Origin of the sequence: Sphingobium scionense (genome assembly GCF_014197035.1) — a bacterium.
In the GTDB taxonomy this organism is placed as follows: domain Bacteria; phylum Pseudomonadota; class Alphaproteobacteria; order Sphingomonadales; family Sphingomonadaceae; genus Sphingobium; species Sphingobium scionense.
Genome location: NZ_JACIEU010000001.1, coordinates 311,574 through 338,118, shown reverse-complemented (window position 1 = coordinate 338,118; position 26,545 = coordinate 311,574). Strand labels below are relative to the sequence as shown.

The window sequence follows — 26,545 nt, the reverse complement described above, 5'->3', positions numbered from 1 at the left end:
ATCAAGCGGAGTCGGTTCGATGGACGTGATCACGGATGCTGCCTATCTGTTTCGCCGGTCGCGCGACGAGACGCGCAAAGCCGACGAAGCCCGTGCGCGCGGCGACGCGGTATGCGTGATTGCTGCGCACAATGAACTGGCGCTGCGCTACAAGGTCCGCGCCCTGTCGCTGTCCAGCGGCGCGGTCCCCTGCATCGACGCGACCGGGCGACGATCGGCCTAATCCTTTTCGCCCTGCAGGCTGATGCGGCCGGGTTTCAGCCCCGGCGCGCTGACCTGTAGCGTGATCGCGCCCGCTTTGCCGGTGCCGCGCAGGAAGGCGACCGCCTTGCCGGCCACGGCCGCGCGCTGTGGCGAGGCAAAGGCGGTGTGATCGGTGACGCTGCCATTGTCGAAGGCGACGACGCGGCCCGGCCCCGACACCGTTGCGCTCAGCAGCGGCGTCGCGCCGGGCACCAGCACGCCCTTCGCATCCACCACTTCGGCCCGCACCGCGACGACATCGTCAAAGCCGCCGCCGACGACCTTCGCCTCGGGCACCAGCCGGATCGCTGCGGGGGCGCCGGCGCTGCGCAGCATGTCTTCCGCCACTTTTGCACCAGCCCGATAGCCGACCGCGCGCAGTTCGCCCGGCGCATAGTCGACGTCCCATGTGATTGCGCTGTCGTCCGCGTTGCGCGGCTTGCGCCCCAGCGACCGGCCGTTGAGGAACAGCTCGACCTCGTCGCTGTTGCTGTAGACCTCGACCTTTTCCTTGTGCGCGGCGCGATTGTCGGGCGACCAGTCGGTCAGCGCGCCCGGCCCCTTGGGCTGGGGCAGGGCGATGCCGACCATGGTCGGCATTTCGCTGATGTCGATCACTTCGGTCACGCGCCGCGCCAGCTTCACCACCGGCTTTTCCGACCACCAGCTCGCCCGTTCCCAGCCGATCGGCTTCACCCCGTCGACCCGGTCGACCAGACCGGACGGGTTGCTGATCGCCGGCCAGCCGGCCCGGTCCGCCTCACCCAGATAATCGACGCCGGTCCACAGGAACATGCCAGCATAGGCCGGGTCGTCGCGCACCACGAGCCAGCTTGACCGGTTCTTGCTGTTTTCGGTGCCGATGATCTTGCGGCTGGGCTTGTCGGCATGGGCCTTGGCCAGTTCATTCTCGCGATAATTCTGGCCCACCACGTCCAGCAGGTCGGCGGTGCCATTGTCATAATCATGGGTGGTGTTGGGGCGGAACAGCGCCATCGTCACCGGCCGGGTCGGATCTTCGGCATGGAAGATATCCTGCAAGCGGGTGATGATCGACTGCGCCACCAGCGGATAGGGCGTGTCGTGAATCTCGTTGCCGATCGACCAGATGACGATGCTGGGATGATTGCGATCGCGCCGCACGAAATCGCGCGCATCGATCGACGACCAGTCGGTGAAATAGAGATGATAATCCTGCGGATTCTTCGCCACCGTCCACATGTCGAAGCCCTCGTTCATGACGATCAGGCCAAGCCGGTCGCACAGGTCGAGAAATTCGGGCGAGAAGGGGTGATGGGCGGTGCGCACCGCATTGACGCCCAGCGCCATCAGCCCCTTGAGCCGCCGTTCATAGACGGACAGCGGCACCGCCATGCCGAACGGCCCGCCATCGGCATGGATCGCCACGCCCTTCAACTTGATGTTGCGGCCATTCAGCCAGAAGCCGCTCGCCGCCTCGAACCGGGCATCGCGAATGCCGAAGGGGACGCGCTCCTCATAGAGCAACCGTCCGTCGGTCGCGCGCACGCGCAGCAGCGCCTGATGCATCGCCGGATCGCCAATGTCCCAGCGGCGCGGATCGGCCAGGGTGCCGGTGACATCCATCTGGGTCACGCGGCCGGCGGGCAGGCTGATGCTCTGGCCGGTGAAGGTCGCGATGCTGCGGCCATCCGGCCCCTCGATCACCGCCTCCAGCCGCGCCTCGACCGGGGCGCTGCCCTGGTTCATCACGCTGCTGCCGATGGTCAGGTCCGCGCTCTTTGCGTCGAGCTTCGCCACGCGCACGCTACTGCCCCATGTTTCGGCATGGACATCGCCCAAGGTGAGGATGCGGACATGGCGATAGATGCCGCCGCCCGCGTACCAGCGCGAGGCGGGTTGCGCGGAGGTGTCGGCGCGCACCGCCAGCACATTCTCCTGCCCGGCGGATTTCAGATGCTGGGTGATCTCGTAGCGGAAGCTGGCATAGCCGCTCGGCCGATGGCCGACATGCTGCCCGTTGATCCACACGCCTGACCGCTCCATCACGCCGTCGAATTCGACAAAGACGCGCTGGCCGGCGGTGGCCGGCGGTAGGGTGAAATGCTTGCGATACCAGGCGACGCCGGTCGGCAGAAAGCCGCCCGATCCGGTCGCGGGCGCATGTTCTTCGAACGGCCCGGATATCGCCCAGTCATGCGGCAGGTCGACCTGCTGCCAACCGGCATCCGCAAAGCCGGGCTGTTCGGCGGTCGCGACATCGCCCTGATGGAAGCGCCAGCCGGCATCGAAATTCTCGGCGCCGGTCGGCTGGGCGAAGACTGGGGTGGGCAGGGCGATCAATAGCGCCAGCGCCAGGCCGGCGGCACTCCGCCCGATCATCCTGCGCATCCGTGCGGTCCGTCCCGTCGCCATATCGGCCCCCTCTCCAGAATATGTCCACTATGTGGCGCTATGGCGCCCTATGTGGGTATATGGCTACAGGAGTGGCGGGCCGATGCCAAGCGGCTTTGCGGCCCCTGCGGGGCGGGCGGCGGCGCAACAGTCAAATCTCCTACGAAGTTCACAGTGTCGTGCGCGGATTCGGGCGAAATGCACCGCAAACGCCCCCATGACGCGCCTGCCACGCGACAGCGACGCGTCGGTTGGGTCACGATGCGGGTCATCCCGACGCGTCGCCGACGCGACATCCAGGCGACAGCGAAGCGACAGATTTGCGCCGCTGATGCGTGAACCGGGGAGCAAAAAGGGAGTGGGGCCATCCCACAGGATAGACCAGAGAAAGGCCGAGTAGGAAAGCCGATGGCCGGAAGCGTCCCGCCCATCATCGGTGTCGGCGCGGGCTGAGGGACATGCTTGCAAGCAAGCCATAAATTTATTGGGACAATTGCATGTCCAGGCCAAGCAAGCTGGCAAGCTTGAAGGTGGCGAATAGCAGGCCGATCAGCAATAGCGCCAGGATCGCGCTTATCTTGCCAATGGCGGTCAGAATATCGCCTTTCCGTGCCTTCCTGTCCTGATCATGATGCCATTTTACGGCAAAGAACATGCCGGTGCCGAGGACCGCAATCTTGAATATTATGAATATGACAGGAAAGGAATCCATCACCCAAATTATTCCGGTGTAATTCTTGAAGCTATTGATTTGTTGTACGTTGCTGGAGCGGTGGCGAACATTGGACATAATGCCCGCCCTCGATTGAGGCCAAAGCCGCTCTCAGCGTCAGATTTGACCTGCTCGTGGGCGCGCATTTGCCCCTTCAGCGCACCTTGAAACCATATGTGCCGCTGACCGGCTGATGGTCGTTGCCCATCACGGTCCAGTTGAGGTCGTAGCTGCCGGTCGGCAGGGCGCGGGGCAGGGTGATGACCAGACCCTTGCCGTCGGCGGCCGCGGCGGTGGTGAAGCCCTTGATCGGCATCGGCGGATGATCGGCCATGCCCGGCATGCCGGTCATGGTGAGGGTGATGCTGCTATGATCGGCCTGGAGCGCTTCGGAAAAGCCCAGGGTCAGCCGGGTCGGCTTGGCGACGCTGGCATTGGCGGCGGGACTGGCCGCAACGAGCTGCGGCCTGGCGAAGGCGGCGCCGGGCAGAGCGATGAGGGCAAAGGCTGCGGCGATCAGGGATTGTTTGAACAGGGGTGGGCGGGGCATGGATGTCTCCGAAAAAATGCGCGTCTTGCAGGGGAATACGCATTGTCCTGTCGCATCCCTCACCCCTCACGCTATTTTGTGCGAGGGATGGGCCGGCCGGATGCGTATCGTCAGGCAGGACAGGAAGGACGGGACGATGGACGATCTGGACGACAGGCTGGCCGGGCTGCGCGCCGCGCCGGCGACGGCGCGCTTCGACGGGCTGGAGGAGGCAGTGATGCAGGGGCTGGACCGCCGCCGCGAACGCAGCGTCGCGCGGCGCAGCCTGATGCTGGCCGGCGTGATGGCGATCGGCATCGGCTGGATCGGCAGCACCGTGCCCGCGCAGCCGGCGCAGGCCGCGCCCGGCCCGCTGCTGATCGGCATGTCCGATTATGCGCCCTCGCGCCTGCTGGAGCGATAGACATGGGCAAACGCTATTGGCTGGTGGCGCTGGTCGCCTTTGCCGCGGCGCTGGCCGCCGTGCTGGTGGCGCGCACCTGGCTGGCGCCCGCGCCGCCGGTGGAGAATGAGGTCCATGCCCTGCTCCATGATCGGCTGACCCTGGACGCCGGCCAGAAGCAGCGCATCGCCGATCTGGAAGCCGCCTTCGCCCAGCGCAAGGCGGCGTTGGATGCAGAAATGCGCGCCGACAACCAGCGGCTGGCCGCGGCGATCGCCGCCGAACATGGCTATGGCCCGCGCGTCGCCCAGGCGGTCGACCGGTCGCACCAAGCGATGGGGGAATTGCAGAAGGAAACATTGAAGCACATCTTCGCGATGCGCGGTGTGCTGCGCCCCGATCAGGCTGCGCTGTTCGACGCGGCGGTGGTCAAGGCGCTGACCCAGCCTGTCGGGTGATAGCCGACGAACATGATGATGCCAGTCTGGCGGCGCAGGCGCTGGCCGGGCGGCAGGCGGCCTATGGCGCGCTGATGCGGCGGCACCGCGATGCCGTCTATCGGCTGGCGCGCGGCCATGTCGGCGATGCCGATGCGGCAATGGACATCGTGCAGGAAAGCTTCGTCGCCGCCTTTGCCTCGCTTGCCCGCTATGATGGACGCCGGCCCTTTCGCGGCTGGATCGCGCGGATCACGATCAACAAATGCCATGACTGGGCGCGCCGCCGTGCCGTCCGCCGCTTCTTCAGTTTCGCCCGGCCGATCGAGGATGCGGCCTATGTCGCCGACGCGGCGCCCGACCCGGAAGTGGCGGCCCAGTCCCGTGCCGGCGTCGCCCGGATCGAGGCGGCGGTGGCGGCGCTGCCGGTTTCCTTGCGCGACGTTATCCTGTTGCGCGGGATCGAAGGCATGACCCAGGCCGAGGTCGCGCAGATATTGGGCGTCACCGAAAAGGCGGTGGAAACCCGCCTCTACCGCGCCCGCCGGCAATTGCAGGAGATGTTGAGGGAAAGCGACGCGGCGCGCGTATAGAGCAGCATGACCGATCTGCCTTCCCTTCCTCTCGACCGCCGCAGCCTGATCCGGGGCGGCGCCGCGCTTGCACTGGCGCAGGCACTGCCCGGTTGGGCCGACACAGGCACGCATGGAGCCGCTCAGGGCGCGCTGTCGGGCGAGACGATCGCGCTCCGCATCGGCGATGGGCATTTTGCGACCGGCGGCCGATCGGCCCATGCGATCAGCGTCAATGGCGGCACGCCCGCCCCGCTCATCCGCCTGCGCGAGGGGCAGGATGTCAACATCGCCGTCACCAACCGGCTGAAGGAGGATAGTTCGATCCACTGGCACGGGCTGATCCTGCCCTTCCAGATGGATGGCGTGCCGGGCATCAGCTTCCCCGGTATCGCGCCGGGCGAGACCTTCATTTATCGCTTCCCGGTGCGGCAGGCGGGCACCTACTGGTATCACAGCCATTCGGGCATGCAGGAGGCGATGGGCCTTTATGGGCCGATCATCATCGATCCGGCCGGCCCCGATCCGGTGGCCTATGACCGGGAGCATGTGATCCTGCTCGCCGACTGGAGTTCGGTTCATCCGCACAGGCTGCTGCAACGGCTCAAGCAGATGGGCGGCTATTACAACATGCAGCGCCAGACGCTGGCGGGGTTGCTGGCGCGGAAGGATCAGGGCCTCAAGGACCGGATCGACTGGGGCGCGATGCGGATGGACCCGACCGATATTTCCGACGTCACCGGCGCGGTCTACAGCTATCTGGTGAACGGCATGGGCACGGCCGAAAACTGGACCGGCCTGTTTGCGCCGGGCGAGCGGGTGCGGCTGCGCATCATCAACGCGTCGACGATGACCAATTTCAATGTTCGCCTGCCCGGCCTGCCGATGACTATGGTCCAGTGCGACGGGCAGGATGTCCAGCCGGTCGAGACCGACGAGTTCCAGATCGGCATTGCCGAAACCTATGACGTGATCGTCCAGCCCGGCGAGGCCAAGCCCTATGCGCTGATTGCCGAGGCGATCGACCGGTCCGGCCTGGTCCGCGCCACCTTGGCGCCGCAGGTCGGCATGGCCGCGCCCGTGCCGGGCCGGCGCGCCCGGCCGCTGCTGGGCATGAAGGATATGGGCATGGACATGGGCGGCATGGACATGGGTCATGACGGGGTGATCGACCTCAGCCAGCCGGCCAATGACGCCATGAGCGGCCACGCCATGAAGATGCGCGACAAGTCGGTCGCGCCGGGCGTGAAAATGGGGCCGGGCGTCGCCACCCTGTCGCCGATGCCGGCCGATCGCACCGCCGACCGGCCGACGGGGCTGGAGGATGTCGAGCATCGCGTGCTGACCTATGCCGATCTGCGGTCGCTGACGCCGAACAGCGACCTGCGCACGCCGACCCGGTCGCTCGACATCCATCTGACCGCGAACATGGAACGCTATATGTGGTCGTTCGATGGGGTGAAGCTGTCGGAGGGGGCGGAGCCGATCGCCTTCCGGCATATGGAACGGGTGCGCGTGACCCTGATCAACGACACGATGATGCCGCATCCCATCCATCTGCACGGCCATTTCTTCGAACTGGTGACGGGCGAGGCGGCGCATAATCCGCGCAAGCATACGGTGAATGTGCTGCCCGGCGGCAAGCTGAGTTTCGACCTTACCGCCGATGCGCTGGGCGACTGGGCGTTCCACTGCCATATGCTGATGCACATGCATGCCGGGATGATGCGGGTGGTGACGGTTCGCCATGGGGAGGATGCGGCATGAAGGCGCTCGCATTCCTTCTGCTCGCCGCCGCTGCGCCGGTGCAGGCCCAGACGATGGACCATAGTCAGATGGATCATGGCGCGATGGGGCATGCAATGCCGGCTATCGACGCCGCGATCCCGCAGGGCACGCCGCCGCCAGTGCCGACCGATCATGCCGCCGACGCGCTCTATGACCCGGCCGCCATGGCCCGCGCCCGCACGGCGATGATCGCGGAAGGGGGCGGCATGACCTATTCGCAATGGATGCTCGATCGGCTGGAATATCGCGCCGGCAAGGGCGCGGACGGCTATGCCTGGGAGGGCGAGGGCTGGATCGGCGGCGACATCAACCGCTTCGCGGTCAAGAGCGAGGGCGAAGGGACATTCGGCGGATCGCTCGAACGGGCCGAGGTGCAGGCGCTCTACAGCCGGGCGATCGACCCTTGGTTCAACCTGCAGGCGGGCGTGCGGCAGGATCTGGGCGAAGGGCCGGATCGTAGCTATGCGGTGATCGGCATCGATGGCCTGGCGCCCTACTGGTTTGAGGTCGGGGCCGAAGCCTTCCTGTCGAGCAAGGGCGACGCCCATCTGCGGCTGGAGGCGAGCTATGACCAGCGCATCACCCAGCGGCTGATCCTGCAGCCCGCCGCCGAGTTCAATCTGGCGGCGCAGCATGTGCCCGAACTGGGAATCGGCGCCGGCCCGTCCGATATCGAGCTGGGGCTGCGGCTGCGCTACGAGATCGCCCGCGAATTCGCCCCCTATGTCGGCGTGCGTTGGGAGCGCAAGCTGGGCGACACCGCCGACTATGCCCGTGCCGCCGGTGAACGCGCCTCTGCCACCAGCCTGGTGATCGGCCTGCGCGCCTGGTTCTGAGAGGCGCTTGCAGCCCGCCTGATATTCGATTATCGATCTCGCCGATCCCGCGCCACACGGCGTGGGATCATGATCGCGCCGGTGTCCCGAAAGGGGCTTAATAGGGAATGCGGTGCGGATGGCCCTCTCATTCAGGGTGTCGTCCAAATCCGCAGCTGTCCCTGCAACTGTAAGCGGTGAGCGCGATGTACATGTGCGGACGGCAGAATGCCCGATCCGCCAGCCACTGGGCCGGACGCTAAATCCTGCGAGGCCTGGGAAGGCCGTGCATCAAGCGATGACCCGTGAGCCAGGAGACCTGCCGGCGTCTGGTCGCTCTTGCCTTGGTCCAGGGGATGGCCGCGGCACGGTAACTTCCGTCTGAGCGACGAACGAGCGGCTGGGGCCGCTGCGATGACGCGCGTCGGTTGCCCTTGGGCGCCCGGCCGGCGCGTGTGTCGGACGTTCGCGCGCGTGCCGCAAGCGAAGGTTGCCCCCGCCCGTCGAACGCGGCGCCGGATGGGGGAATATATGAAGTCCAATATCGTTTCGCTGGTCGCTCTGGCCCTTTCGCTTGCCATCGCATCGCCGGCATTGGCCGACGAAGGGGAAGGCGACAGCATCGTCGTCACGGGCACCAGCCTGGAAGAGACGCTGCCGCAGCAACTCTCCCGCTATGGCCATGCCATCGAGATCGTCACCGACACGCAGATCCGCGATGCCGCCGCGATCGACACCGCCCGCGCGCTCGAAGCCGTGCCGGGCCTGTTCATCCGGTCGCAGTCCGGGCCGTTCAGCTATGTCGACATCGCGCTGCAGGGATCGCGCACCAAGGATGTGCTGTGGACGATGGACGGCATCCGCCTCAACAATCGCCTTTATGGCGGCACGTCGCCCAATGACACCATGGCCGCCAGCATGATCGAGCGGATTGAGGTGCTGAAAGGGGGCGAAAGCCTGTTCTACGGCACCCAGGCGGCGGCCGGCGTCATCAATGTCGTCACCCGCGATTTCAGCGATGATCTGGGCGGCCAGGTCAATGCCAGCCTCGACAGCTTCGCCGGCACCAGCCTGGACGGCTATCTGCGCGGCGCGATCGGTCCGCATCGCTTCGTGGTCTGGGCCAATCGCAGCCAATCGGACGGCTATCGCCCCTATGACGTGATGCAGCCCAGCGCCACCGATCGGGCGCGCGGCTATGATCTCTGGTCGGCGGGCATCAAATATCAATATGACATCGCGCCGGACCTGCGCCTCAACGCGCTCTACCAGCATACCAGGGCCGATCTCGACAATATCAGTGCGACGCGGACCAAGGAGAGCCGCAACGACCGCAACGAGGAAGTGGCCAGCCTGCGCCTCGACTATACCGGCAAGGATGGCGTGCAATTCTTCCTCAAAGGCTATTTCCACGACTGGAAGACCGCCTATGTCCAGATCCGCAACCCCGTGCCAGCGGGGCCGCCGCAGGTCATCTACCCGGCCGGTACCTTCTGGGGCTATCAGGATTATGGCGGCAGTGCGGTGGTGCAGCTCAACATGCTGCGCGGCATCGACACGCTGATCGGCTATGATTTCCAGAGCTTCAACGGCCGCGACGACGTCCTGCTGATCGCGCCGACCGACGAACAGGTCCATGCCGGCGTCCTGCAACTGCGCACCAATGACGACCTGTCGAGCAAGGGGCGGATCGCGGCGGGGCTGCGCTACAACAAGGCGAAGGGATCGGAAAAGACGATCTGGAACGTCTCGGGCCGCTATGATGTCAGCGACGCCTTGTTCGTGGAGGCCAATGGCGGCACCTCCTTCGTGCTGCCCGATGCCTCGCAGCTCTACGGCAATGATCCCTGTTGCGAGGTCGGCAACCCGAACCTGAAGCCCGAGGAGAGTCTGAACCTCAACGCCGCGCTGGGCGGCGCGCTGGCCGGCGGCGCGATCCGCTGGAAGGCGACCTGGTTCAACCGGCGCATCACCGACCTGATCGACACGACCTATGACGATCCGGCCTTCCCGGAAGGCACCTATATCAACGTCAGCGACAAGGTGCGGGCCAGGGGCGCCGAGCTGGAGCTGAATGCGGACCTGACCGGCGGCTGGGGCCTGTCAGCCAGCTACACATATTCGCGTGTCCGCAATCAGGGCAGCTCGGTCCAGCGGGATCGCAATCCGGAGCAATATGGCCGCGCCGCGATCGTCTATGCGCCGCAGACCGGCCGCTTCGGCGCCAATCTGTCGGCCAATTGGGTGGGCGATGTCTGGTCGACCGCATCGGGCTTTGGCCGGATGAACTATGGCAATTATGCCGTGGTCGATGCTGGCGCCCATCTGTGGCTGGACCAGGCGCGGCGCAACCGGTTCGGCGTCAATGTCGAGAATCTGTTCGACAAGGATTATGCCAGCACCGGCTATCGCTCGGCGGTCAGCGATGCAGGCGTATTGGATGGCAGCAACAGCCGCTTCCTCTATTATTACCGGGGCGTGCCGCGCACGCTGCGGGTCAGCTATGGCCTGAGTTTCTGACCATGATGCGGCCGGTCCTGCTGCTGCATCGCTGGCTGGGCATCATCATCGGCGCCGTCATGACGCTGTGGTGCCTGTCCGGCTTCGTGATGCTCTATGTCGACTATCCGCGCCTGACACCGGCCGCGCAGCTTGGGGGGCTCACGCCCCTCAACCTGTCACCGGGGCAGGCGGAGATATTGCCCGATGCCATGATGCTGTCCGCCGCCCGGATCGAGATGATGGCGGGGCGGCCCGTGCTGCGGGTGACACCCGCGTTCGATCCGACGCGGACCATCCCGCAGATGCGGGTGTCCGCCGGCACCCATGACTGGGCGTCGGGCCAGCCGGTCGAACAGCTCGATCCGCAAAATATCCACAGGATCGCGACCGAGTTTGGCCGCAACAGCGCCATTGCCGGACCGCCGGAGCGCATCGCGCAGACGGAGATGGACCAGTGGACGGTCCAGACCTTCCGCCGCAACGCGCCACTCTACCGCGTCGATTATGCCGACGGAGCGGGGACGCAGGCCTATGTCTCGGGCAGGAGCGGGGAAGTGGTGCAACTGACCACCCGCTTCCAGCGCTTCTGGGGCTGGCTCGGCGCGGTGCCGCACTGGCTCTATCCCACGATCCTGCGGCAGGATGGCGCGCTGTGGAGTCAGGTCGTCATCTGGACCTCGCTGATCGGCTGCTTCCTGACGATCACCGGCCTGTGGGTCGGCATCGCCCGGCTGCGCCGTCGCCGCGATGGCGGCATCGGATCGCCCTATCGCGGCCTGTGGTGGTGGCATCATATGGCCGGGCTCTTCTTCGGCATAGTGACGCTGACCTGGGTGGCGAGCGGGCTGTTGTCGATGAACCCCTGGGGGCTGCTGGATAGCGAGGCGATGATGACGCAGCGCCAGCGGCTGAACGGCGATTTCGCCTGGGCCGATGCGCGCCGGGGGATCGCGGCGCTGCCTGCCTTGCCGACGGGCGTCGTCCGGCTGGAGGTGGTGCCCTTTGCCGGTGCCGTCCATCTGGTGGCGATCGATCGGGCTGGCAAGGCGCAGCGCTTCGACGCGGCTGGCCGGCCTGCCGCTTTGTCCGAAGCGGGCCTGCGCGCGGCGCTGCATGATGGTCCGGCGATCGGTTCGATCGAGCTGCTGGGCCAAGAAGACGCCTATTATTATGGCCACAAGGCGAGCATCGCCCTGCCGGTGTGGCGCGTCATCCTGGCCGATGACCAGGCAACGCGTCTTTATGTCGATCCGGCATCGGGGCGCCTGATCCGCGCCTTCGACCGCAATGGCCGGGCCTTCCGCTGGCTGCAGGACGGGCTGCACCGGCTTGATTTCCCGCTGCTGCGTACCCGTCCCTGGTGGGATCTGATCGTCCTGCCGCTGCTCGCCATGGTCACGCTCGTTTGCGGGACCGGGACATGGATGGGCCTTTCCAAACTGCGGCGTGATCTGCGCCGCGTCCGCAATCACCGTCGGCGCGCCCGCGCCCTACGGCCCCTGATCGGAGAAACCGCATGACTGCCACCCCTTTGCAGGCGTCGCTTCGGCGACGCAGCGTGCCGCTGATCGCGGCGCTCGTCCTTGCCAATCTGGCCGTCTGGGGCTGGGCCTTCGCCCTGTTCGGCGACCGGCCGGTGATGATGGGCACGGCCCTGCTCGCCTGGGGCCTTGGCCTGCGCCACGCGGTCGATGCTGATCATATTGCCGCGATCGACAATGTGACGCGCAAGCTGATGCAGGATGGGCAGCGGCCGCTGACCGTGGGCCTGTGGTTCGCGATCGGCCATAGCGCGATCGTGCTGATCGCGGCGCTGGGCCTCGCCTATGCGGTCAGCGCGCTCGCCGGGCTGGAGCGGTTCCGTGCCGCCGGGGGCGTGGTGGCGACGCTGATTTCCGCCACCTTCCTGTTCGCCATCGCGATCATGAACCTTGTGATTCTGCGCCAGGTCTGGGCGACCTTCCGCCGGGTGCAGGCGGGCGGCAGCTATGTCGAGGCGGATCTCGACATGCTGACCGGCGGGCGTGGGCCGCTGTCGCGCCTGTTCCGTCCGGTCTTCCGCCTGATCTCGCGCCCCTGGCAGATGGCGCCGCTCGGCTTCCTCTTTGGCCTGGGTTTCGACACCGCGACCGAAGTGGCGATCCTTGGCCTCTCCGCCGCGCAGGCGAGCGACGGCTTTGCGCTGGGGCCGGTGCTGGTGCTGCCCTTGCTGTTCGCCGCCGGCATGGCGCTGGTCGACACGGTCGACGGCATGCTGATGATGGGCGCCTATCAATGGGCGTTCGTGAAGCCGCTGCGCAAGCTCTACTATAATATCGTCATCACCGCCCTGTCGGCGGCGGTGGCGATCGGCATCGGTACGATCGAGACGCTGGCGCTGCTCGGCGACAAGCTGGGGCTAAGTGGCGGCATCTGGGATGTCGCCGCCACGCTGGGCGAGCATTTCAACGATCTGGGCTTCGCGATCATCGGCCTGTTCATCGCCTGCTGGATCGCCAGTGCGCTCTTCTATCGCTGGAAGGGCTATGACGCGATCGAACTGGCCCCGGCCGGGGAGGTGCGGGCTTAGCCTGAACCGTTCGGGCGGAGCTTCGGTTTTTGCTCAGCCCGAACGGTAATCTTCAGCCTTCGCGTGCGACCTGGAAGCCAGCGAAGGACTGGCTGACCGGCATCAGTTCCAGCGTGTTGATGTTGAGATGCGCGGGCTGGTTCGCGACCCAGAGCAGGGTGGCGGCGATGTCCTCCGCGGTCATTGGATTGGCATTGCCGTAAAGCGTGTCGGACGCCTGCTGGCTGCCGGTGCGGACCAGGGTGAATTCGGTTTCGACCATGCCCGGCTCGATCGAGGTGACGCGCACGCCGGTGCCGTGCAGGTCCGACCGCAGGCCGAGCGAGAATTGATGCACGAACGCCTTGGTGCCGCCATAGACATTGCCGCCGGCATAGGGATAGGTCGCCGCGACCGAACTCAGATTGATGATCCCGCCTTTGCGCGCGACCAGGCCGGGCAGCAGCTTGTGGGTGACGGTGACGAGGCCGGTGATGTTGGTCTCGATCATCTGCTGCCACTGGGCGAGGTCGGCCGACTGGGCCGGTGCGGTGCCGAGCGCCAGGCCGGCATTGTTGACCAGCATGTCGATCGCGCGGAAAGCTTCGGGCAGGCTGGCCAGCGCCGCATCGATCGCGGCTTCGTCGCGCATGTCGAACAGCAGCGGGCAGAAGGCGTCGCCGATTTCGGCGGCCAGCTTTTCCAGCCGATCGGCGCGGCGGCCGGTGCCGATCACCTGCCAGCCATCGGCGGCAAAGGCGCGGACGGCGGCTTCGCCGATGCCGGCGGTCGCGCCGGTGATGAGGACGGTCTTGGTCATGTCGGTCTCCTATCCGCTGTTGGCGGCCGCCTTAGAGCTTGTTTGAAAAATCGCGAAAGAGCGATTTTTCGTTACGGTTCCAGCCCGCTCCCCCGCCCAACCACCCGACAGGATGACACTGGATCGGGTGGTTGGGCGGGGGAGCGGGCTGGAACTAGCTTTCTTAAACAGTCTCTTAGCGAGATCAGGCGGCTCCGCCCAGCGCCTTCACCAGCGCGACGCTGGCGCGCATTCGCTGGGTCTGCGCGATCAGCACTGCGCGCTGGGCGTCGAGCGCATCGGTCTGCGCCGTCACCACCTCCAGATAGTCCGACGCGCCGTCGCGATAGCGGGTCAGCGCCAGATCGCTGGTGCGCTGCGCGGCGTCGGCGGCGCTGCGCTGGTGGCCGATCTGGTCGGACAGGTGATGATTGGCGGCGACCGCATCCTCGACCTGGCGGAAAGCGGTGAGGACCGTGTCGCGATAGCCGGCGGCCAGTTCCTCATACTCGGCGCGCGACATCTTCACCTGTGCGCGGCGCTTGCCGCCGTCGAACAGGTTGAGCAGCGCCGATGCCGGGCCGAGGCCCCAGAAGCTGTTGGGCGCGCTGAACAGGTCGCCATGGGTGGTTTCCCAGCCGCCGGTCAGGCCCAGCGTCAGCGTCGGGAAGAAGGCCGCCTTGGCGACGCCGATCCGCGCATTGGCGGCGAACATGCGTCGTTCGGCCGCCGCGATGTCGGGCCGGCGCTCCAGCAGATGCGAGGGCGCGCCGGTCGGCACGTCCGGGGCGGCGAGCGGCTGGGTGCGGGCGGCGATGCTGAAGTCCGACGCGATCGCACCGACCAGCGCGGCGATCTCATGCTCGGTCGCGGCGCGTTCATTGGCGATCGCGGAGATATCCGCCTTGGCATTGTCCAGCACCGTCTTGGCGCGGTTGACGTCGATGCCCGACGACACGCCGCCCTTGTGGCGCCGGTCGGTCAGGTCGTAGGCCTTGCCGAAGGCTTCGACCGTCTGGTTCAGCAGCTCCGCCTGCGCATCCAGCCCGCGCAGTCGCGCATAGGCGTCGGCGACGGCGGCCTGCAGGCTGAGCCGGGCGGAGGCGAGATCGGCATTGCTGGCGTCGGCGTCGGCGCGCGCCGCCTTCACGCTGTTGCGGATGCGGCCCCACAGGTCGAGTTCATAGTCGAGGCTGCCACCCACCACATAGTCATTATAGGTGACGGCGCTGCCATTGCCCTGGAAGCGGTTGCCCGACACACGGCGGCGGCCGGCATCGGCACCGGCACTGATCTGCGGGAACAGGTCCGCATTTTCCACCCGCGCGGCGGCGCGCGCCTGATCATAGCGGGCGAGCGCGGCGGCGAGCGTCGGGCTGGCCTGCTCGGCGCGGGTTTCCAGGTCATTGAGGACGGGATCGTTGAACGCCTCCCACCAATTGCCGCGCGGCGCCGCGTCGGCCGGCTGGGCCGCGGTCCAGCCCGCCACTTCCTTATAGGCGGCGGGGGCGCTGGTCTGGGGCGGCTGATAGGCCGGCGCCATCGAGCAGCCGGCCAGCAGGGCCGCCGCCAATGTCACGCCCGCGCCGCCGATCCGGCGGTCAGCGCGCATGCGTCGCGCCCTTTCCGGCGGCAGGCGCCGACGCCTGCACCTTCACCGTGTCGCCGGTGCGAATCGCATCGGGCGGGGTGTCGACGATCCGGTCATTGGGGCTGAGGCCGCTGGCGATCTGCACTGTCGCGCCTTCGTCGCGGGCGATGGCGACGGTCTTGAGCGTCACGCGGTTGTCCGCGCCGACCACTGCGACCGACGGACCGTCATTGCTGTAGAGAATCGCGCTGCCCGGCAGGGTCACGCCATTGCCCTGGCCGGCACCGACCTTGAAGCTGACCTGCGCGAAGGCGCCGGGCTTCAAGGCCCCGTCGGGATTTTCCGCCTGCAACTGCACCAGCACGGCGCCCGACTGCGCATCGACAGCGCCCGAGCTGCTGGTCAGCGTCGCGGCAAAGCTGCGGCCGGGATATTCGGGCAGGGTCAGGGTCGCGCCCATGCCCGGCCGGACCGAAGCCGAATAGCCCTGAGGCACGCGGACATAGATGCGCATGCGATGGATGTCGGACACGGTGAACAGCGGCTGGGCGGCGGCATTGCCGGACACCACCAGCGCACCGATCTGGGCCGATCGGCTGGTGACGACGCCGTCGAATGGCGCGGCGAGGCGGGTGAAGCCCTGCTGCGCCTTCAGCCGCTTGACGTTGGCGAGCGCCGCGTTGGAGACGGCGGTGCGAGCGGCGAGATCGCCGGCCTTCTCGTCCGCCTCCTGCCGCGAGACGGCGTCCTGCGCCAGCATCGTGTTCCAGCGCTTCGAGGTGGTTTCCGCGAGGCGCTGGTTGGCGAGCGCGGTCTGGTAATCGGCCTGGGCTGCGGCGACCTGCTGGTCGAGGTCGGGCGCGTCGAGCATGGCGAGCGGCTGGCCCGCGCGCACCCGGTCGCCGATATCGGCCAGCCAGCGGCGGACATAGCCATTGGTTCGGGCATAGATGGCGGCGCTGTTATAGGCTTGCACATTGCCGGGCAGGACCAGGTCATTGCCCTCGCCATTCACGGTCGGCTGTACCACGGCGACGGTCGGCACCGACGCGTCGGCGGCGGTTTCGCGCAGTTCGTTGGTGGCGCTGATGCGCGATGCGACGCCCACGCCGACCACGGCGAGCGCGACCACCGCCGCGCCGATGCCGATCTTCTTCAGCGTGCCGCTGTCGGGGCCGGCCTGCTCGGGATGTTCGATGCTGTTATGGTCAGACATGGCTCGGCTGCATTTCCATGGTGTTGGCCTTCCCTGCCTTGCGGCCGTGGACGAAGGCGAAGATGGTGGGAACGAAGAAGAGGGTGGCGATGGTGGCGCAGATCAGGCCGCCGACGACGGCGCGGCCCAGCGGGGCATTCTGCTCGCCGCCTTCGCCCAGGCCTAGCGCCATCGGCCCCATGCCGATGATCATGGCGAGCGCGGTCATCAGAACCGGGCGGAAGCGGACCATGCCCGCCTCCAGTGCGGCCTTGGTCGCGTCGCCCAGTTCGGCGAGCCGTTCGCGGGCGAAGCTGACGACCAGGATCGAGTTGGCCGTCGCCACGCCCATGCACATGATCGCGCCGGTCAGCGCCGGCACCGACAAAGTGGTGCCGGTCATGAACAGCATCCAGACGATGCCGGCAAGCGCCGCGGGCAGGGCGGTGATGATGACGAACGGGTCGACCCAACTCTGGAAGTTGACCACGATCAGCAGGTAGATGAGCACGATCGCGCCGGCGAGGCCGAAGCCCAGGCCAGAGAAGGCAGTGTTCATCGTCGCATATTGGCCGCGAATGGTGATGGTGGCGCCCTTGGGCTCCTCGGCCTTGAGCGACTTGATCGCCCGGTCGATGTCGCCCGCCACCGCGCCCAGGTCACGGCCCTGCGTCGTCGCGAAGATGTCGAGCACCGGCGCGATATTATAGTGCGACACGACCGGCACGGTGTTGGACCGCACGATGGTGGCCAGGCCGCCCAGCTGTTGTGCGGCACTGGCGTTCGCGCCCGAGACCGGCAGGTTGGACAGGTCGCTGATCGACCCCACCAGATATTCGGGCGCCTGTGCGACGACCGGATATTGCACGCCATTCTGCGGGTTCACGAAGAAGACCGGGGCGGTCTGCGACGTGCCGGCCAGCGAGCTGGCAAGGCTGGTGGTCACGTCGCGTTCGGTCAGGCCATATTGGCCCACGCGCGAGCGATCGACATCGACGTCGAGCTGCGGCGCGCGGCCGGGCTGCTGGATGCGGGCGTCGGCCAGGCCCGGGATGGTGGCGATCTTCGCCAGCAGCTTCTGCGCATAGGCGCGGTTCGCCTCGGCATCCTTGCCCGCGATCTGGACGTCGATCGGCGCGGGCGCGCCGAAGTTCAGGATCTGGCTGGTGATGTCGGCGGGCAGGAAGGCGAAGGTCGTGCCGGGGAAACGGCGCGGCAGTTCGCGGCGCAGCTGGGTCACGAACTCGTCGGTCGGCCGATGGCCATGGTTGAGCGCGATCAGCATGTCGCCGTCCTGCGGGCCGATGGTGCCGCTGTTGTTATAGACAGTGTTGATGGAGCTGACCGGCAGGCCGATATTGTCGGTGATCGAGCCAAGCTGGGCGGCCGGGATGATCTTGCGCACTTCGCGCCCGATCTGGTCGAAGCGAGCGGCGGTATCCTCGATCCGGGCGCCGACCGGCACGCGGATATGCATGGCGATCTGGCCGGAATCGACCGAGGGGAAGAAATTGCTGCCCAGGAACGGCAGCAGGCCGAACGAGAGCACAACGATCGCCATGAAGCCGATCAGGAAGGGCTTGCGGGCGCCCAGCGCGCGATGAAGCATCCCGACATAGGATGTACGGATCTTCTCGAACCGATATTCGAAGCCGCGCTGGAAACGGACCAAGGGATTTTTCGATGTCGCCGTGCCGGCCAGATGCTCGTCCTCGTCACCCAGCTTGTGCGGCTTGAGCAGATACATGGCCATGGTCGGCACCAGCGTTCGCGACAGGATGAAGGACGCGATCATCGCGAACACCACCGACAGCGCCATCGGCACGAACAGGAAGCCGGCGACCCCGGGCAGGAAGAACATCGGCACGAACACGATGCAGATACACAGCAGCGAGACGAACGCCGGAGTCACGATCTGCGCCGCGCCGTCCAGGATGGATTCCACCACCCCCTTGCCCTGTTCCAGATGCCAGTTGATATTCTCGATCGTCACGGTCGCGTCGTCCACCAGGATGCCGACCGCCAAAGCAAGGCCGCCCAGCGTCATGACGTTCAGCGTCTGGCCGAACATCGCCAGCGCCGCGATCGCGGCCAGGATGGCGAGCGGGATCGACAGGGCGATGATGACGGTCGAGCGCCACGAACCCAGGAACAGCAGGATCATCAGCGAGGTGAGCGCTGCGGCGATCGCGCCTTCATGGATGACGCCCTCGACCGCAGCCTTCACGAACAGCGACTGGTCGCCGATCGGCAGGATCTTGAGCGTGTCGGGCAGGGTGGCCGAAATCTTCGGCAGTGCCTGCTTCACGCCGTCGACGATCGCCAGGGTGGACGTGCTGCCATTTTTGAGCACGGTCAGCAGGGCGGAGCGGCTGCCCTCGACATGGACGATATTCTGCTGCGGACCTGCACCGTCGCGAACATAGGCGACGTCGCGCATGTAGATGGTCGCGCCGTTCACCACCTTGACCGGCAGGTCGTTGAGCGCCTCGATCGATTCCGGCGCGTTGTTCAGGCGGACGCTATATTGAGTCGCCCCGATCTTGACGAAGCCGGCCGGGTTGATCTGGTTCTGCGCGGCGATGGCATTGCCGACATCCTGTGCCGACAGCCCCTTGGACTGGAGCGCCAGCGGGTTGAGGTCGATCTGCACCTGGCGCTGCTTGCCGCCGGAAGGGAAGGGCATGGCAAGGCCCGGGATGGTCACCAGCTGCGGCCGGATCTGATTCTGGCCAAGGTCGAACAATTGCTGTTCCGACAGGCCCTTGCCCGACAATGCGAGCTGCAGGATCGGCACGGTCGATGCGCTGTAGTTCAGGATCAGTGGCGGTGTGATGCCCGGTGGCATCTGGCGCAGCACGGTCTGCGAGATCGACGTGACCTGCGCGGTCGCGGTGCGGATGTCGGCGCCGGGCTGGAAATAGATTTTGATGACGCCAATGCCCTGCAGCGACTGGCTCTCGATATGTTCGATGTCGTTGACCGTCGTGGTCAGCACGCGCTCATAGGGGCTGACGATCCGGCCCGACATGTCTTCGGGCGACAGGCCGGCATATTGGAAGGCGACCGCGATCACCGGGATGCGGATGTTGGGGAACATGTCGACCGGGGTGCGCGCGGCGGACAGGATGCCCACGATCGCGATCAGGATCGCCATGACAATGAAGGTCAGCGGGCGATGCAGGGCAACCTTGACGATACCGATCATTCACGACTCCCGGGGCGCATCGCCCGGCGGAAACATGCCGGGGTGCGAAAATTTGCGCCTCTCCTGAAGGAATGTCTCTGTTTTACGGGTTCTGCAGCCATGTTGCCAGAGCGGCAGGCGGCATGAGCCTATGAAGCGCATTCATGAATGTGACGGCAATCCGCATTTCGGCCGCAATCCGGCACGCGCAGCGGGATCGGGGGCGAATCCGCGCGCCATGCCATGGGACGATGAGGACCACCGCCACATCCGCGATGGGCCATGCGCCCTTGGACATTCTGCGTCTAATATATAATATGGCATGATTGATATTTTAGACGAATGGATCAATGGATCTTCGCCATCTCCGCTATTTCCTGACCGTTGCCGAGGAAATGCATTTCGGCCGGGCCGCGTTGCGGCTTGGCATATCGCAACCGCCGCTCAGCCAGCAGATCAGGGCGCTGGAGGAGGAACTGGGCGTGCGCCTGTTCGACCGCACCAGCCGCCGCGTGCGGCTGACCGAAGCGGGACGGCTGTTCGAGCCGGAGGCGCGGGCGACATTGGTGCAGGCGGATCGCGCCAGCCAGACCGCACGCCGGGCGCAGCGCGGCGAGATCGGCCATCTGGGCCTGGGCTTCACCGCCTCCGGCCCATTCGTGCCGCAGATCGCCAGCGCCCTCTATCGCTTTCGCCAGACCTATCCGCAGGTCGAACTCATCCTGCGCGAACAGGGGCGCGACGAGCAGATCGAGAATGTCCGCAACCATCAGCTCGACATCGGCCTGGTGCGCGACTTCCTGCCGCCGGTCCTGCCCGAGGACATGGTGTCGCACTGCCTGTTGACCGAGGACATGCTGCTGGCGCTGCGCGATGATCATCCGCTGGCGCTGCGCAAAGACGATCCCAGCATCACTGATCTCGCCGGCGAGCCGCTGGTTCTTTATGGCGCGCCCAATGGCGCGGGCTTTACCGAACATTTCTTCGCCCAGTGCGAGGCGGCGGGCTTCGTGCCGCGGATCGCGCATGAGGCGCGCAGCCTGGCGACCTTGCTGGGCCTTGTCTCCGCCGGTTTCGGCCCGACCGTGATCGCGCGGTCGATGGCGCGGCTGCATGTCGACAATGTCGTCAACCGCCGCTTCACCTCGCCCGTCACCAGTTCGCTATGGTTGATCCATCACCGCACCCTGTCGCCGCCGGCCGAGGCGTTTCGCGCGACCGTGCTGGAGGATAGCCCGGCGCGCTGACATGGCTCAGGGCGTCGGGGTGGCACCATCCTGCGCGAACCAGGGTTCGGCCAGCCTGGCGGGCGTCGGCCAGATTTCATCCAGCGTCGCGGGATCGTAAATCCGGCCATTCTTCATCACCGCGCCGATCTTCTGCGCATTGGCGATGTCGGCCAGCGGGTCGGCGTCCAGGATCAGCAGGTCGGCAAACTTGCCCGGCTCCAGGCTACCGACATCGTCGCTATGGCCGATCACCTCGGCCGACCCGATCGTCGCGGCCTTCAGCGCCTCCATCGGCGTCGCCCCACCGGCAGCGAAGGCCTGTAACTCCCACTGATAGCCCAGCCCCTGAATCTCGCCATGGCTGCCCAGGCCGACGAGGCCGCCGGCGCGCTGGATCTTCACCGCATCGGCCGCGATCTGCTGCCAGCTCTGCGCCTCGGGCGGCATCCAGTGGCGGTTGCGCAGCTTGTCGCTGACGATCCCGGCCGGCACGAAATGGGTCCATTTCGCATCATCCTGCGGCCGCTTGTTGATGATGAAGTCGAACAGCGCCGGGGTGGTGCCATAGGCGACCAGGATGGTCGGCGTGTAGCTGGTGCGGCTCTGCGCGAACAGGCGGACGATATCCTCGCGCAGCGGCGACACCGGGATGCTGTGTTCATTGCCGGAAAAGCCGTCGATCGCGTGCGTCAGGTTCAGCACCATGTCGCTCGCGCCCTCGGTCGTGGGCATCATGCCCAGTTCCGCCGCCGCCTCGACCATGAACTGGCGCTGGGCGCGGTCGCCGATCATGTAGCTCTTGATGTTCCGGGTGCGATAATGGTCGCGATAGCGGGTGAGGACGTCCACCGCATCCTGCTTGCTGTGGATTTCCGCATTCACGAACACACCCGGCCCGGTCGACCAGGCGCGCGGTCCCCGCATCATGCCGGCATCGATCATGTCCTGATAGGCGAAGATGTCGGTGGTGAAGGGCTGAGGGTCGAGCGCGGAGGTGACACCGAAGGCGAAGTTCGCGGCAAAGTCCCAATGGCCGCGTTCCTGGATTCCGCGTCGTATCTCGAACCAATGGGCATGGGTGTCGACGAAGCCGGGAACGATATATTTGCCGCCGACATCGCGGATCGTCGCGCCCTGCGGCACGGCGACCGACCCACTGGCGCCGACCGCGACGATGCGATTGTCGGTGATGACGATGTCGGCATTGCGGATCACATCCTGCCCGCCCGCCATCGGCATGACGGTCGCGCCGCGCAGCACGACGCTGCCCTGCGGCACATCGCGCGGCAGCTCGACCGGCAGGGCGAAGCTCTGCGCCACCGTCTCGGCCGCGCCCGGTGCTCCGTTCAATGCCTGATCGGTCGGCAAGCGGCGGAAGGTCGATCCGACCGACCAGGTGATGGTCGCGCCCTTGTCGGCCCAGTCGATGAAATCGGCGCCGACCCGTGTCAGCTTGCGCCGCGCCACCGCCGGCGTGTCGAGATTGACGGTCGCCGGTTCGTCGCCATTGGCGGGCGGGATATCGACCAGATAGGCCTGGCTGAACGACTTGATGAGCGCGCGGCTGCCGTCCGGGCTGATCCGCACATCCTCGACCGGCGCCGGGCCGGGGAAATATTGGCCCAGGCCATGGGCGAGCACGCGCAGCAGCGGCTGTGGATCGCCGCCCGCCAATGGCACCGAGGACAGGCCGCCGGCGCCGTAGAAATAGAGGGTGTCACTTTCGCTGCCGAACTGCGGCTGGCGCGCCCCCATGGCATGGGTGATCAGCCGTGCTGTGCCACCGCCGGCGGGCATGTGGATGATGTCGGTCGGGCGCGCGGGATCGATCTCCGACGCGGTGCGCAGCCGGTCATATTGGTTCGCGCGCAGCGCCACCACGCCCTTGCCGTCGGGGGTGAAGACGGGCTGGCTGTAATAGGCCGGGAACTGGGTCAGCCGGCGCGGCGTGCCGCCCGTAGCCGGGATCGTCCAGACATGGCCGCCATCCTTGGCGGTCCAGCTGACATAGGCGATGCTCTTGCCGTCGGGCGACCAGCTCGGCTGGAAGGCATCGGCCGCGACCAGCCTTTTGGGTGTCATGTTCGCTGTCAATTTCTGGACATACAGACCGCCCAGAGCGGTGAAGGCGACGCTGCCGCCGTCGGGCGACTGGCGCGGTGCCTGCACCACGCGGACGCGCACCGGCCCGGTCTCTTCCGTCTGCCGCACGCGGGTCAGCGGGCCGAGGCCCAGTTGCACCGGGGCGGTGAAGGGGATGTCGCTGATCCTGCCCGATGCGATGTCGAGCCGCTTGATCCCGCCGCCGATGCTGATCAGCATCGCCTTGTCGCCCGACATGAAGCTGAAGCGCGGCAGCAGGTCGGCATAATAGCCGCCATCCTGACCGTCCCGGTCGATCGGAAAGGCGATCCATTTGTCCTCGCCGGTCTCCAGATTGCGCAGGCGCAGTCCGTCCTTCTGACCCCCATTCGCGGTGCTTCGGCTGGCATAGGCGAGCAGCTTGCCGTCGTGGGACAGCGCCGGGCGCATCGCTCCGCCGGCCGACTGGATGATCGTCTCGTCCTGCCCGGTCTTGAGGTCGCGGCGCGCGATCGACCAGTTGGGCAGGTCATTCTCGGTCCAGGTATGGCCGCGCTTGGTCGCATAATAGAGAGTGCGGCCGTCGGGCGTCGCGACCGCGCCCATGGCATTCATCTTCGCGTCCCAATTGTCGGGCGATCCCGCCTTGGTGATCTGGATGCCGCTGCCGCCGTCACGGTCATACAGGAACAGCTCGAACGCCAGGATCGAATGGACCGTGCGCGAGACATAGACATGGCGGCCATCGGGCGACCAGGCGGGCGAGGCATAGATGGCGAGCGACTGGTCCTGCGACAGCTGCTTGAGGCCAGTGCCGTCGACATTGGCGATCCAGAGATTGGTGACGCCCGACCGGTCGGAGAGGAAGGCGAACTGCTTGCCGTCGGGGGAGAAGACCGGATTGCGCTCGAACGCCATGCCGGTCAGCAGCGGCCGCGCCGTGCCGCCGCCCGCGTCGAGCGCATAAATGTCGCCCAGCAGGTCGAACAGGATCGTCCGGCCATCGGGCGACATGTCCGGCTGCATCCAGGTTGCCTCATGCGCGTCATAGCGCAGCGTCCGGGTGGGCGTCAGGCTCAGCCCGCTCTTGTCCTGCGCCAGCGCGGGATGGGCACAAAGCAGGGACGCACCCAGCATCAGGGAGGCAAGAGAACGCATTGCGGCCTTTCGGTCAGAAGCTAGGAAGGCAGATAGGGAACGGGGCCGCAACCTTGCGGATGCGGCCCTGTTCTTCAAGGCGTTAGAGGCTCCAGTCGGCGCGCAGGCCGATGGTGCGCGGCCGGATGATCGAGCCCTGCGGCGTCGCCGCATCGTTCGCGAACGGGGCGTTCAGCACGCCATATTTGTCGAACACATTGTTGGCGAAGGCCATCAGCCGGACCTTCTCGCCCAGGCTGACCGAGGCGCGCAGGTCGAACACGTTGAAATCGCCACGGCGCGAGACATCGTCGAAGCTGGTCGGCGCCGACGAGAGGTAGCGATGGGCGATGTCGAAGCTGGGCGCGCCGGTCACATCGGCGAAGCTGAGCGTCAGATTATTGGCGATCGACCATTTGGACGAACCCGGCAGCGTCGTGCCCTTGGCATAGCCGCCCAGCCCCGCAACGTCGAACGGATAGGGCAGGAATTCGGTCAGCTCCGCATCCTGCCAGGTGACGTTGCTGGTGAAGTGGACGATCTTGTTGACGTTCACCGTGCCGGAAAATTCCACGCCATTGACGCGCGCGCCGCCGGCATTGACGACATAGGAATAATAGGACGGCCCCGGACCGAAGAGACGCGCCTGGATATTGTTCCAGTCGAGGTGGAAGCCGGTCAGGTCGATGGCGAAGCGGCCGTCGGGCGTCTGCGCCTTCACGCCGATTTCGTAATTCTTGACCTTGTCGCTCTCATAGGCTTCCGGAATGCTGGGCAGCAGGCCGGCATTGGGGTTGATGCCGCCGACGCGATAACCCTGCGAATAGGTGGCATAGACCATGACGTCCTTGGACGGACGCCAGGCGATCGTCGCCTTGGGCAGGAAGCCGTCTTCCTTCTGGTTGACGCTCCCGCTGCTGTCGGTCGGCGTATAGCCGCCTTCATAACCGCCCAGCGCACCCGCCTGGTTCAGTACGTCGGCCTTGGCGGTGGTGTCATAATAGCGACCGCCCAGCGTGATCTCGATCTGCTCCACCGGCTTGTAGGACAGTTCGCCGAACACGCCAAAATCCTCGTTCGTGCTCTTGGTGAAATAGCCATAGAGGCGGTCGCCCGGCGTCAGTTGCGCACCGGAATAGCCACCGAACAGGTCGGGATTGGCGTCGATATAGTCGGCGGCACCGGCCTGGAAGATCTGGTCATAGCTGTTCTTCTTGGCCTGCAAATAGCTGACGCCGACCAGCCATTTGAACGGACCGTCGCCGGCCGAGGCGAGGCGCGCCTCCACCGTCTTGATGAGCGCGTCGGCCTCGCCCAGCGAATAGGCCGCGCCGTCGCCGGTGGTGACGCCGGTCACATAGGCATAGGGGTAGGAAAAGATAGTGGTGTTGGTCTTCTTGGTGATCGACCCCAGCACGGTCAGGTTGGCGATGTCGCTGACTTCCTGGTCCAGCCGCAGGCTGTTCATCCAGAATTTCGTCTTCTGGGTTTCGGCGCGCGGCAGGTCGCGGACATAGGGGTTGCCCAGGTCGAGATAGGTCTGGTCGTCCAGCTTGCTGTCCTGCCAGCTCGACAGATAGGTGACCTTGGTCGTCTCACCCAGATTGGCGACGATCGATCCGCGCAGGCCGCGGGTGCGATAATCGTTGGAGCCGTTCACGCCGATGCCGGGATTGTCGAGGTAGCCCGCGTCCGACCGCTGCAGCGCGACCAGGCGCAGCGCCAGCTGGTCGGCGACCAGCGGGATGTTGATCATCGCCTTGGCGGCATAGTTGAGTTCGCCCGAGGCATTCTTGGTGGTGCCAACCAGGCCCGATGCGGCGGCGTCGACCTTGGACGGATCGGCGACATTGGCGACATAGTTGACGAGGCCGCCCAGCGTCGAGGAGCCGAACAGCGTGCCCTGCGGACCGCGCAGCACTTCGACGCGCTGCAGGTCGAACGTGTCGACGTCGGGGATGCCGATCGGGAAGCCCGGCTCCACCACCGGCACTTCGTTGAGATAATAGCCGACCGTGGTCTGGCCCTGCTCATGATAGGTGGTGGCGGCGACGCCGCGGATCACGACTTCGGAAATGCCGGGCTGGTAATCGTTGAACACGACGCCGGGCAGGCGGACGATATAGTCCGACAGGCTGTTGGCGTTCATCTTCTTGAGCTGCTCGCCGGTGACGGCGCTGATCGGCAGGGCGACCTGGCGGATATCCTCGTCGCGCTTGCCGGCGGTGACGATGATCGTCTCGCTGTCGCTGGCGGCCGGGGCCTGGGCAAGGGCGGTGCCGGACAAGATGGTCGCGGCCGCCATGGCGGTGAAACTCACAGTCTTGAGATGCGTCAGTCTGTTCATTGTCATTCCCCTTATGATGTGAGAACCGACCTTGTTCCGGCCGGCTTTCTCCCTTG

General features: G+C 66.2%; 19 protein-coding genes and 1 riboswitch. Of the genes, 10 read left to right on the top strand and 9 right to left on the bottom strand.

Features of this window, described 5'->3' with window-relative positions:
• Positions 1-19 precede the first annotated feature (19 nt).
• Entirely contained in the window at positions 20-223 is a 204-nt protein-coding gene (locus GGQ90_RS01350; protein WP_010339662.1) for a hypothetical protein, read from the top strand.
• Here the strand turns inward: GGQ90_RS01350 and GGQ90_RS01345 are convergent.
• The 3 genes from GGQ90_RS01345 to GGQ90_RS01335 form a co-directional block, all read right to left on the bottom strand.
• Entirely contained in the window at positions 220-2,637 is a 2,418-nt protein-coding gene (locus GGQ90_RS01345; RefSeq protein WP_188080460.1) for a glycoside hydrolase family 2 TIM barrel-domain containing protein, read from the bottom strand. The genes GGQ90_RS01350 and GGQ90_RS01345 overlap by 4 nt on opposite strands.
• 460 nt (positions 2,638-3,097) lie before the next feature.
• A complete protein-coding gene (locus tag GGQ90_RS01340) occupies positions 3,098-3,406 on the bottom strand; it encodes a hypothetical protein (protein WP_246428082.1) in 309 nt (102 codons plus the stop codon).
• A 76-nt stretch (positions 3,407-3,482) separates the two neighbouring features.
• Positions 3,483-3,878: a copper resistance protein CopC gene (locus tag GGQ90_RS01335; RefSeq protein ID WP_188080459.1), complete on the bottom strand. Its 396-nt coding sequence runs from the start codon at positions 3,876-3,878 to the stop codon at positions 3,483-3,485.
• A gap of 100 nt (positions 3,879-3,978) precedes the next feature.
• Between GGQ90_RS01335 and GGQ90_RS01330 the strand changes: the two genes are divergently transcribed.
• The 8 genes from GGQ90_RS01330 to GGQ90_RS01295 all read left to right on the top strand — a co-directional run bounded on the left by GGQ90_RS01330 (position 3,979) and on the right by GGQ90_RS01295 (position 12,943).
• On the top strand, positions 3,979-4,281 hold the full coding sequence (locus GGQ90_RS01330) for a hypothetical protein (protein WP_188080458.1): 303 nt from the start codon (positions 3,979-3,981) through the stop codon (positions 4,279-4,281).
• A 2-nt stretch (positions 4,282-4,283) separates the two neighbouring features.
• Positions 4,284-4,718, top strand: a complete 435-nt coding sequence (locus GGQ90_RS01325; protein WP_037521141.1) for a periplasmic heavy metal sensor — start codon at positions 4,284-4,286, stop codon at positions 4,716-4,718.
• Complete coding sequence (locus tag GGQ90_RS01320) at positions 4,715-5,290, top strand: sigma-70 family RNA polymerase sigma factor (protein ID WP_188080457.1); 576 nt, start codon at positions 4,715-4,717, stop codon at positions 5,288-5,290. Before GGQ90_RS01325 ends, GGQ90_RS01320 begins: the two co-directional genes overlap by 4 nt.
• 6 nt (positions 5,291-5,296) lie before the next feature.
• Positions 5,297-7,036 (top strand): copper resistance system multicopper oxidase, encoded by a 1,740-nt coding sequence (locus GGQ90_RS01315; protein ID WP_188080456.1) that lies wholly within the window; start codon positions 5,297-5,299, stop codon positions 7,034-7,036.
• Positions 7,033-7,893 carry a copper resistance protein B gene (locus GGQ90_RS01310; RefSeq protein WP_188080455.1) on the top strand — a complete coding sequence of 287 codons (861 nt, stop codon included), beginning with the start codon at positions 7,033-7,035 and terminating at the stop codon, positions 7,891-7,893. The genes GGQ90_RS01315 and GGQ90_RS01310 overlap by 4 nt, the downstream gene beginning before the upstream one ends.
• A gap of 62 nt (positions 7,894-7,955) precedes the next feature.
• Positions 7,956-8,213, top strand: a riboswitch (cobalamin riboswitch).
• 190 nt (positions 8,214-8,403) lie between these two features.
• Positions 8,404-10,392, top strand: coding sequence for a TonB-dependent receptor plug domain-containing protein (locus tag GGQ90_RS01305; protein WP_188080454.1), 1,989 nt, complete (start codon positions 8,404-8,406; stop codon positions 10,390-10,392).
• Between the two features lie 2 nt (positions 10,393-10,394).
• The gene (locus GGQ90_RS01300) at positions 10,395-11,894 is read left to right on the top strand and encodes a PepSY domain-containing protein (protein WP_188080453.1); all 1,500 of its coding nucleotides are present in this window, start codon (positions 10,395-10,397) and stop codon (positions 11,892-11,894) included.
• Positions 11,891-12,943, top strand: coding sequence for a HoxN/HupN/NixA family nickel/cobalt transporter (locus tag GGQ90_RS01295; protein ID WP_188080452.1), 1,053 nt, complete (start codon positions 11,891-11,893; stop codon positions 12,941-12,943). Before GGQ90_RS01300 ends, GGQ90_RS01295 begins: the two co-directional genes overlap by 4 nt.
• Positions 12,944-12,995: 52 nt before the next feature.
• Here the strand turns inward: GGQ90_RS01295 and GGQ90_RS01290 are convergent, their stop codons facing one another.
• From GGQ90_RS01290 to GGQ90_RS01275, 4 genes are all read right to left on the bottom strand, one after another.
• On the bottom strand, positions 12,996-13,742 hold the full coding sequence (locus tag GGQ90_RS01290) for an SDR family NAD(P)-dependent oxidoreductase (protein ID WP_188080451.1): 747 nt from the start codon (positions 13,740-13,742) through the stop codon (positions 12,996-12,998).
• A 184-nt stretch (positions 13,743-13,926) separates the two neighbouring features.
• Positions 13,927-15,333: an efflux transporter outer membrane subunit gene (locus GGQ90_RS01285; RefSeq protein WP_188080450.1), complete on the bottom strand. Its 1,407-nt coding sequence runs from the start codon at positions 15,331-15,333 to the stop codon at positions 13,927-13,929.
• A complete protein-coding gene (locus GGQ90_RS01280; RefSeq protein ID WP_188080449.1) occupies positions 15,323-16,528 on the bottom strand; it encodes an efflux RND transporter periplasmic adaptor subunit in 1,206 nt (401 codons plus the stop codon). Before GGQ90_RS01280 ends, GGQ90_RS01285 begins: the two co-directional genes overlap by 11 nt.
• Positions 16,521-19,715, bottom strand: coding sequence for an efflux RND transporter permease subunit (locus GGQ90_RS01275; protein ID WP_188080448.1), 3,195 nt, complete (start codon positions 19,713-19,715; stop codon positions 16,521-16,523). The genes GGQ90_RS01280 and GGQ90_RS01275 overlap by 8 nt, the downstream gene beginning before the upstream one ends.
• 329 nt (positions 19,716-20,044) lie before the next feature.
• Between GGQ90_RS01275 and GGQ90_RS01270 the strand changes: the two genes are divergently transcribed.
• Positions 20,045-20,941, top strand: a complete 897-nt coding sequence (locus GGQ90_RS01270; protein ID WP_188080447.1) for a LysR substrate-binding domain-containing protein — start codon at positions 20,045-20,047, stop codon at positions 20,939-20,941.
• Between the two features lie 6 nt (positions 20,942-20,947).
• On the opposite strand, the gene GGQ90_RS01265 is transcribed toward GGQ90_RS01270, so the two are convergent.
• Both GGQ90_RS01265 and GGQ90_RS01260 read right to left on the bottom strand, forming a co-directional pair.
• Positions 20,948-24,142: an amidohydrolase family protein gene (locus GGQ90_RS01265; protein ID WP_246428081.1), complete on the bottom strand. Its 3,195-nt coding sequence runs from the start codon at positions 24,140-24,142 to the stop codon at positions 20,948-20,950.
• 103 nt (positions 24,143-24,245) lie between these two features.
• The gene (locus tag GGQ90_RS01260) at positions 24,246-26,489 is read right to left on the bottom strand and encodes a TonB-dependent receptor (RefSeq protein WP_188080445.1); all 2,244 of its coding nucleotides are present in this window, start codon (positions 26,487-26,489) and stop codon (positions 24,246-24,248) included.
• Positions 26,490-26,545 lie beyond the last annotated feature (56 nt).